Raw genomic sequence first — 7,991 nt, 5'->3', positions numbered from 1 at the left:
CATGAACCCCCGCATACAAAAGGTTTTTAAGAATTTCCTCGGATAATTAAAAATCTCGGATAATGCGCCCTATCCGAGTTCTTGGATAGGGCGCAATTATACACCACCCAGAGGTTGGTGCATTGCGTTCTCCGAAGGCTCCTCGCCGGAGGGCTGTGATTTTCCGCAGTCAAGGTCTGCTCCAAATCAAACAGGGGACGCTACGCTTCCCCTGCGCTGGCTGCCGCCAGCTACCCTTTTGTGGACTTGCCATCTGGGGACACCTTGCAATGCAAGCTGTTCCCAGCCGACAAGTTTCATAAAATATGCTATCTTTTCGATAAGCAATAAAGTATAATGAAGTCAGTAATAAATTTAGAAATTGAGGTAAAGTTATGGCATCCAGCAAAGAATATTTAGAATTTATTTTAGGTCAGTTATCTGGCTTGAATGACATTACCTATCGAGCTATGATGGGCGAATTTGTCATTTATTATCGTGGTAAGATTGTAGGCGGTATCTATGATGATAGATTACTTGTCAAACCAGTAAAATCAGCAATAAGTTATATGCCAACGGTTTCGTATGAGTTACCTTACGAGGGAGCAAAAGAAATGTTGTTGGTAGATGAAGTTGATAATAAAGAGTTTTTGACAGGATTGTTTAATGCTATGTATAAGGAATTGCCTACCCCTAAATCGAAAAAGAAAAAATAACAAAATAATAATTTGAGAGGAAGTGTTACTGATGGAAAAGTTTAAGCCGTTTATTATACCTGTGGCATTATTGGTTCTAATTGACCAGACGGTTAAAATAGTAATTTCAAAAGTATTTATGAAATGCGAATTTGATATAATAGCCAAAGTTTTAAGATTTAATCCAGAACTAAATACTCGTTTATCTTATGCTGGAAATTTCTTCGAATTATTATCAAGTCCGTTTGTTACCATTTTATTGAATGTGTTTGTTTTGTTCCTCTTTTTTTCAGGATATATGCTATATCAGGCAAAAAGAGCACATATAAGTTTTTGGGTAAAAATAATAATGATTTGTGGCATATCGGGATGTTTATGTAGCTTGATTGATAAGCTGTTTTGGGGTGGAAGTTTAGATTTTTTGCAGATACCTACCCTTTTTATTTTTGATTTGAAAGACTGCTATCTTACAGTTGCAGAAGTTATATTTGTTGCTATTGGAATTTTGAATAGCAAAGAAATATCGGTTAAAGAGTATTTACATTTTTGTTGTAACAAATTTAGCTTGTAAACTTCTGGTTTATTATTTCTTATACATCGGGTCAACTTGTCCCGAACTTTTACAACTAAATACCCGCCGCTCACACAGCGGCACACCGAGCAGGAAATCTGAAAAAGGTCTCCTGCTTTTTTTCTGCCCAAAATGAGGTGGTAAAACGCCACCCCATCCACCAAGCATAGAAAGGAGGGACACGAAATGCCCTGTCCACACAATGAAATCACGATTGTGCAGCGAAGCCAGCGGCAGTCTGCGGTTGCCGCCGCTGCTTACCAAAGCGGCGAAAAGCTGTTCTGTGAATACGACCAGCAAGTGAAGCACTACCCGGAAAAGCGTGGTATCGTCCACAATGAAATCCTGCTCCCGGCAAATGCCCCACGGTCGTATGCAGACCGCAATACCCTATGGAATGCCGCCGAAGCGGTGGAAAAACAATGGAACTCCCAGCTTGCAAGGCGGTGGGTGCTTACCATCCCAAGAGAGATACCGCCCGACCAGTACGCTGTCCTTGTCCGGGAGTTCTGCCAGAAGCAGTTTGTTTCCAAAGGCATGATTGCTGATTTTGCCATCCATGACCCCCATCCGCCGGGACATAATCCCCACGCCCATGTCCTGCTCACTATGAGGGCAATGGACGAACATGGGAAATGGCTTCCCAAGAGCCGCAAGGTTTATGACCTTGATGAGAATGGGGAACGGATAAAGCTGCCATCCGGCAGATGGAAAAGCCACAAGGAGGATACGGTGGACTGGAACGACCAGAAGTATTGTGAAATCTGGCGGCATGAATGGGAGGTCATCCAGAACCGCTATCTGGAAGCCAATGACCGCCCGGAGCGTGTGGACTTGCGTTCCTATGCCAGACAGGGGCTTGATATTGTCCCTACTGTCCATGAGGGGGCTGCTGTCCGGCAGATGGAAAAGCGTGGTATCCAGACGAATATCGGCAACCTGAACCGGGAAATCAGAGCCGCCAACCGCCTGATGAAATCCATCCGGCAGCTTATCCAAAACCTCAAAGGCTGGATTACCGAGCTGGGAGAAAAACGGAAAGAGCTGCTTGCACAAAAAGCGGCGGAGGAAGCAACACTTCTTCCCAATCTGTTGATGAAGTATATGGAGATACGAAAGGAAGAACGGAAGGACTGGACAAGGGCTGGACAGAACCGGGGGACTTCACAGGACTTAAAGGCAGTCAGCGAAGCCCTGTCCTATCTCCGGCAAAAGGGGCTTTCCACTGTGGAGGACTTAGAAGCCTTTCTGGAATCTTCCGGGAAATCAGCCGCAGATTACCGCAATCAGATGAAGCAAAAGGAAGCCCGCAGCAAAGTGATTGACGGGATTCTTGCCAGCCGGACAGCCTGCAAGGAATGTAAACCTGTCTATGAAAAGTACCAGAAGATATTTTTTAAGAAAACAAAGGAGAAATTCAAACAGGAACACCCGGAGGTTGCCCGATATGCGAAAGCCGCCGCCTATCTTGCCAAGCATCCGGACGATAAGGATAAAACGAAAAATGAGCTGCAACAGGAGCAGGAAATGCTTCTTAGCGAAATCGCAGAGCTGAAAGTACCGCTGACCGAGGTACAGGAGGATTTGAAGAAGCTGCGGGACATCCGCTACTGGGTACGGAAAGCCACACCCGGCACAGAGGAAAGCAAAGAGCCGCCCAAGAAGCAGCCTATCAAGGAAGTCTTGCAGGATAAGGCAGACGAGAAAAAAGCACAAAGAACCGCCCCGACGCAGACGAAACACAGACAACAGGATATGGAACTTTAACAGGCACTTGCCATTTTCAAGCAGAGAATGTCAGGTGCTTTTTTCTTTTTAAGGAGGGATAGATTTGAATTTATTTGAAGCTGTGAAGCAGTCCGTCACAACCAGACAGGCTGCGGAGCATTATGGAATCCATATAGGTCGGAACGGGATGGCTTGCTGCCCGTTCCATCACGATAAAACCCCAAGCATGAAGCTGGATAGGCGTTACCACTGCTTCGGCTGCGGTGCGGATGGGGATGTGATTGATTTTGCCGCCGCCCTGTATGGGCTGGGAAAGAAAGAAGCCGCCGTACAACTGGCACAGGACTTCGGGCTTTCCTATGAGGACTGGAAACCGCCGGGAAAGGCAAAAAAGCCCAAGCCCCGGCAGAAATCCCCGGAGGAACAGTTTCAGGAAGCAAAGAGCCGCTGCTTCCGTACCCTTGCCGATTATCTTCACTTGCTGATGGCATGGAGAATGGACTACGCCCCGCACTCCCCGGAGGAAGCCTTTCATCCCCGGTTTGTGGAAGCCTTACAGAAGCAAGCCCATGTGGAATATCTGCTGGATGTGCTGCTGTTTGGGGAGACGGAGGAAAAAGCGGCTTTGATTACGGACTACGGAAAGGATGTGATACAGCTTGAACAGCGAATGGCAGAGCTTGCAGCCACAGACGCAGCAAGAACTAAAAAACACCATGAACGCCATGCAGCCGCCCCAGAGCATTGAGGAAATCAAGGCGGGGCTGGAAACCACCGAGAAAGGCGGCGTCCGTCAGAGTATACGGAACTGCCTGACCGTATTCCAGCGTGACCCGCTGCTTTCCGGAGCTATCGCATACAACATCCTGACCGACCGCAAAGATATTATAAAGCCCATCGGTTTTCAAAGGGAAAGCACCGCCCTGAACGATACGGACATGAAGTATCTGCTTCTCTATCTGGAAGAAACCTACGGGCTTACCAATGAGAAAAAGATTGATAACGCCATCGGGATTGTGGCGAATGAAAACAAGTATCATCCCATCCGGGATTATTTAAGTTCCCTTGTGTGGGACGGGAAGGAACGAATCCGCTTCTGCCTACGGCACTTTCTGGGAGCTGACGCAGATGATTACACCTATGAAGCGTTGAAGCTGTTCCTGATGGGCGCTATCTCACGAGCCTTTCAGCCGGGGTGCAAGTTTGAAATCATGCTCTGTCTGGTCGGAGGTCAGGGGGCTGGCAAGTCCACCTTCTTCCGTCTGCTGGCAGTCCGGGACGAGTGGTTCTCCGATGATTTGCGGAAGCTGGACGATGACAATGTGTACCGTAAGCTGCAAGGTCACTGGATTATCGAAATGTCGGAAATGATGGCAACCGCCAACGCCAAGAGCATTGAGGAAATCAAGTCGTTTTTAAGCCGGCAGAAAGAGGTTTACAAGATACCCTATGAAACCCACCCGGCAGACCGCCCCCGTCAGTGCGTGTTTGGCGGCACTTCCAATGCCCTTGACTTCCTGCCCCTTGACCGTTCCGGCAACCGCCGCTTTATCCCGGTCATGGTGTACCCGGAGCAAGCCGAGGTTCACATTTTGGAGGACGAAACTGCTTCCAGAGCCTATATCGGGCAGATGTGGGCGGAAGCGATGGAGATTTACCGAAGCGGCAGGTTCAAGCTGGCTTTCAGCCCCGCCATGCAGCGGTATCTCAAAGAACACCAGCGGGATTTTATGCCGGAGGACACCAAAGCCGGAATGATACAGGCGTATCTTGATAAGTACACCGGGAGCATGGTCTGCTCCAAGCAGCTTTACAAGGAAGCCTTGAACCATGCCTTTGACGAGCCGAAGCAATGGGAAATCCGGGAAATCAACGAGATTATGAACCAGTGCATTGACCGCTGGCGGTACTTCCCGAACCCAAGAATGTTTTCAGAATATGGCAGACAAAAGGGCTGGGAGCGTGAAAACCCGGCAACGGACTCCGGCAACCCGTCTGAAAAAACGATGGACGGTTTTGTGGAGGTCACAGAACAGATGGAGCTTCCATTCTGAGAATGACAGCCCGTTGCACCTCCTGTTGCTATCCCGTTGCCGAGCCGGTTGCCGGGGAAAATCCCTTATTTCCGGGCTTTTCTCCCTTATAACAACCAAAACAACAGAAAAATAAAAGAAAAGTATAAATAGTAAGTAGTGCCAGATTGAGATTGTTTGCAAGGTCTTTTGAAGCCCGTTGCCGGACTTCGTTGCCGACACCCTCTGTCTGGCTATTTTCATGTATGGAGGATAACTGCCTATGGCAAAAAACAAAACAGAGATTCATGTGACTACTGTGTTTGACGGAGAACTGGACGCCACTGATGTGTTCGTCAGCCTGATTTCCCAGAAATACGGAAAGATAAATGCGAAAGAATATCTTGCTAAAAAGAAAGATATGGGCTATAATGAAGATGAGGTTCAAAAGAGCCAGATACCGTCTGGATTGTGTGGGTAAATGGCTATGATGAACGAAATGGAATACAGAACAATCGGAAAGGCACTTGCCGGGGGCTATCGTGCGGCGGTCTATTGCAGGCTGTCAAAGGACGATGACCTGCAAGGCGAAAGTGCCAGTATCGCAAACCAGCGTGATATGCTGGAAAAATACTGCGAAAAGCAGGGATGGGAGGTTGTGGCAGTCTATCAGGACGATGGCTTCACAGGTCTTAACATGGAGCGTCCTGATTTACAGAGGATGTTGAGAGCCATTGAGCGCAGGCAAATCAACCTTGTTATCACGAAAGACCTCAGCCGACTGGGGCGGAACTATCTGCAAACCGGGCATTTGATTGAGGACTTTTTCCCAAGAAACGGTGTCCGCTATATCGCCATGAATGATGGTATCGACACCCTGCGGGATAACAACGACATCGCCCCGTTCAAAAATATCCTGAACGAGATGTACAGCAAGGATATTTCCAAGAAAGTCCATTCCTCTTATCTTCTGAAAGCGCAGAAAGGGCAGTTTACCGGGTGTCTTGCCCCGTTTGGGTATCGGAAAGACCCGGAGGACAAAAACCATCTGCTCATTGACGAGGAAACCGCCCCGATTGTGCGGCTGATTTTCGGATATGCCCTGAACGGTCATGGTCCGAACTATATCCGCAGACGGCTGGAGGAAGAAAAAATCCCCTGCCCCACATGGTGGAATCGGGAACGGGGGCTTCGCAATACCCGCACCAAATGGGAAAAGAAAGACCCGGAAAACGGGCGGTATATGTGGGACTTCTCCGTTATCAAAGACCTTTTGATGAATCCCGTCTACACCGGGGCGATTGCTTCCCAGAAAAAAGACTACCGCTTCAAAATCGGCACGATTGGGGAAAAGAAGCCGGAGGACTGGATTGTGGTGGAGGGACAGCATGAACCGCTGATTGACCGCATGAGCTTTGATATTGTGCAGAACAAGCTGAAATCCCGCCAGCGTCCGGGGCAGACCAATGAAATCAGCCTGTTTGCCGGACTGATAAAATGTGGCGAGTGTGGGAAGTCGCTGACGATACGCTACACAAACGCAAAACATCCCCAGCGGATTTACTCCTGCAAGACCTACAATGCTTTTGGAAAGAACCACTGCACCCAGCACCGGATTGACTATGACACCCTTTACAGCCATGTGCTGCGGAAAATCCGGGAATGTGCCAGAGCTGCCCTGATGGACGGGGAAGCGGTTGCCGACCGCCTGACCAATACCTGTGAAGCCGAGCAGCGGGAACAGCGGGAAGCAATGGAACGCTCCCTTACAAGGGACGAAGAACGGATTGAGGTTCTGGGCAAAATGGTAATGCGGCTTTATGAGGATATGATTGCAGGGCGTATCAGTGAGCAGAATTTCAACACCATGCTGGAAAAGACACAGACCGAGCAGACGGAGCTTAAAACAAAAGTGTCCGAGGGCAGAAAGCGGCTGTCCGATGAAGTCCAGCTTGCCAATGACGCAAAACAATGGGTGGAAGCCATTCAGGAATACGCCAACATCACAGAGCTGGACGCAGCCACCCTCAACCGCTTAATCAAAGAAATCGTCGTGCATGAGCGCATTGACGAAGATAAAACAAGACACATTTCTATCGAAATTCATTTTAATCTCAAACCCATCCCGGAGGTGGAACAGGTCACTGCCTGACCTGTCCCGCCGGGACGGTTCTCTTAAAAACACCATATAGATTTTTTGTACGCCGCCGCCCGCCATCGAGCAGAGTTTTACACCTAATTGGGGATAAAACAGCTTATGGCCGGCGGCGGTGTTGCCCTGATTGGGATGCAGCTTATCCCTCTGCTGGCAAACCTGTTCGGTTAAGGCAGGGATAGCCTATGCTGAACATCCTCGACATAATCAAAGACTGGATCAAGGAAATCCTGCGGGAGTGCATCATGGGCAACCTGGACGGGATGTTTGACCAGATTAACAATGAAGTCGGGGAGGTTGCGGCGAATGTGGGGACGACCCCGGCGGCATGGAACGCCGGGGTCTTTTCCATGATCCGCAATCTGAGCGATACAGTCGTGGTGCCGGTTGCGGGGATCATCCTGACCTTTGTCCTGTGCTACGAACTGATTTCGATGCTGATGGAAAAGAACAACTTCCACGACTTTGAAACCTTTGCACTGTATAAATGGATTCTGAAAGTGTTTGTGGCTGTGTATCTGGTCACGCACACCTTTGACATTACAATGGCGATTTTTGAACTGGCGCAAACGGTAGTACAGCAAAGCGCCGGTGTGATTACCGGCACGACCAGCATAGATTTTGCGGCTGCGCTGGGCGATGTTGCCGCCCAACTGGAAACGATGGAGATTGGGGAGCTTTTCGGCCTGCTGGTGGAAACCATGCTGTTAAAAATCACCATGCCGGTGCTGTCGTTCTGCGTCATGCTGGTGCTGATCGGGCGCATGATTGAAATTTACAGCGCGTCCAGAAGTGCCGCTTTTCATCCAAAGGCGGTGCGCGGGCATTTTGGGAATCCGGCTTTGGCAAGC

Annotated in this window: 9 protein-coding genes and 1 pseudogene; 9 read left to right on the top strand and 1 reads right to left on the bottom strand. The window is 49.0% G+C overall.

Features of this window, described 5'->3' with window-relative positions:
• Positions 1-374 precede the first annotated feature (374 nt).
• From D7X94_RS17440 to D7X94_RS17420, 5 genes are all read left to right on the top strand, one after another.
• Entirely contained in the window at positions 375-695 is a 321-nt protein-coding gene (locus D7X94_RS17440; RefSeq protein ID WP_120429057.1) for a TfoX/Sxy family protein, read from the top strand.
• A gap of 31 nt (positions 696-726) precedes the next feature.
• Positions 727-1,245 (top strand): signal peptidase II, encoded by a 519-nt coding sequence (locus D7X94_RS17435; protein WP_016218015.1) that lies wholly within the window; start codon positions 727-729, stop codon positions 1,243-1,245.
• Between the two features lie 186 nt (positions 1,246-1,431).
• Positions 1,432-3,012, top strand: coding sequence for a MobQ family relaxase (gene mobQ / locus D7X94_RS17430; RefSeq protein WP_120429055.1), 1,581 nt, complete (start codon positions 1,432-1,434; stop codon positions 3,010-3,012).
• A 64-nt stretch (positions 3,013-3,076) separates the two neighbouring features.
• On the top strand, positions 3,077-3,721 hold the full coding sequence (locus D7X94_RS17425; protein WP_016317497.1) for a CHC2 zinc finger domain-containing protein: 645 nt from the start codon (positions 3,077-3,079) through the stop codon (positions 3,719-3,721).
• Entirely contained in the window at positions 3,690-5,027 is a 1,338-nt protein-coding gene (locus tag D7X94_RS17420) for a virulence-associated E family protein (RefSeq protein ID WP_120429054.1), read from the top strand. Before D7X94_RS17425 ends, D7X94_RS17420 begins: the two co-directional genes overlap by 32 nt.
• 28 nt (positions 5,028-5,055) lie before the next feature.
• On the opposite strand, the gene D7X94_RS19745 is transcribed toward D7X94_RS17420, so the two are convergent.
• Positions 5,056-5,295, bottom strand: a complete 240-nt coding sequence (locus D7X94_RS19745) for a tweety protein (RefSeq protein ID WP_081645077.1) — start codon at positions 5,293-5,295, stop codon at positions 5,056-5,058.
• Between D7X94_RS19745 and D7X94_RS17410 the strand changes: the two genes are divergently transcribed.
• From D7X94_RS17410 to D7X94_RS17395, 4 genes and pseudogenes are all read left to right on the top strand, one after another.
• The gene (locus D7X94_RS17410; RefSeq protein ID WP_066540115.1) at positions 5,269-5,466 is read left to right on the top strand and encodes a hypothetical protein; all 198 of its coding nucleotides are present in this window, start codon (positions 5,269-5,271) and stop codon (positions 5,464-5,466) included. The two genes, D7X94_RS19745 and D7X94_RS17410, sit on opposite strands and share 27 nt — an antisense overlap.
• Positions 5,467-7,137 carry a recombinase family protein gene (locus D7X94_RS17405; protein WP_120429053.1) on the top strand — a complete coding sequence of 557 codons (1,671 nt, stop codon included), beginning with the start codon at positions 5,467-5,469 and terminating at the stop codon, positions 7,135-7,137. It begins immediately after the preceding gene.
• Positions 7,138-7,227: 90 nt separating this feature from the next.
• Positions 7,228-7,311 (top strand): annotated as a pseudogene (locus tag D7X94_RS17400) (Maff2 family mobile element protein); the annotation flags it as partial.
• A 14-nt stretch (positions 7,312-7,325) separates the two neighbouring features.
• Positions 7,326-7,991, top strand: a 666-nt coding sequence (locus D7X94_RS17395) for a VirB6/TrbL-like conjugal transfer protein, CD1112 family (RefSeq protein WP_199715172.1), incomplete at its 3' end; no start/stop codon positions are given.

Source organism: Acutalibacter sp. 1XD8-33, from assembly GCF_003612555.1.
GTDB lineage: Bacteria > Bacillota > Clostridia > Oscillospirales > Acutalibacteraceae > Acutalibacter.
The sequence above is the reverse complement of the archived record's forward strand: the minus strand, read 5'-3'. Positions and strand labels throughout refer to the sequence as shown.

Excerpts from the sequence above, each read along its gene's own strand:
- D7X94_RS17440 (WP_120429057.1), top strand. The coding sequence starts at position 375 with ATGGCATCCAGCAAAGAATATTTAGAATTTATTTTAGGTCAGTTATCT.
- D7X94_RS17435 (WP_016218015.1), top strand. The coding sequence starts at position 727 with ATGGAAAAGTTTAAGCCGTTTATTATACCTGTGGCATTATTGGTTCTA.
- mobQ (WP_120429055.1), top strand. The coding sequence starts at position 1,432 with ATGCCCTGTCCACACAATGAAATCACGATTGTGCAGCGAAGCCAGCGG.
- D7X94_RS17420 (WP_120429054.1), top strand. The coding sequence starts at position 3,690 with ATGAACGCCATGCAGCCGCCCCAGAGCATTGAGGAAATCAAGGCGGGG.
- D7X94_RS17410 (WP_066540115.1), top strand. The coding sequence starts at position 5,269 with ATGGCAAAAAACAAAACAGAGATTCATGTGACTACTGTGTTTGACGGA.
- D7X94_RS19745 (WP_081645077.1), bottom strand. The coding sequence starts at position 5,295 with ATGAATCTCTGTTTTGTTTTTTGCCATAGGCAGTTATCCTCCATACAT.
- D7X94_RS17405 (WP_120429053.1), top strand. The coding sequence starts at position 5,467 with ATGGCTATGATGAACGAAATGGAATACAGAACAATCGGAAAGGCACTT.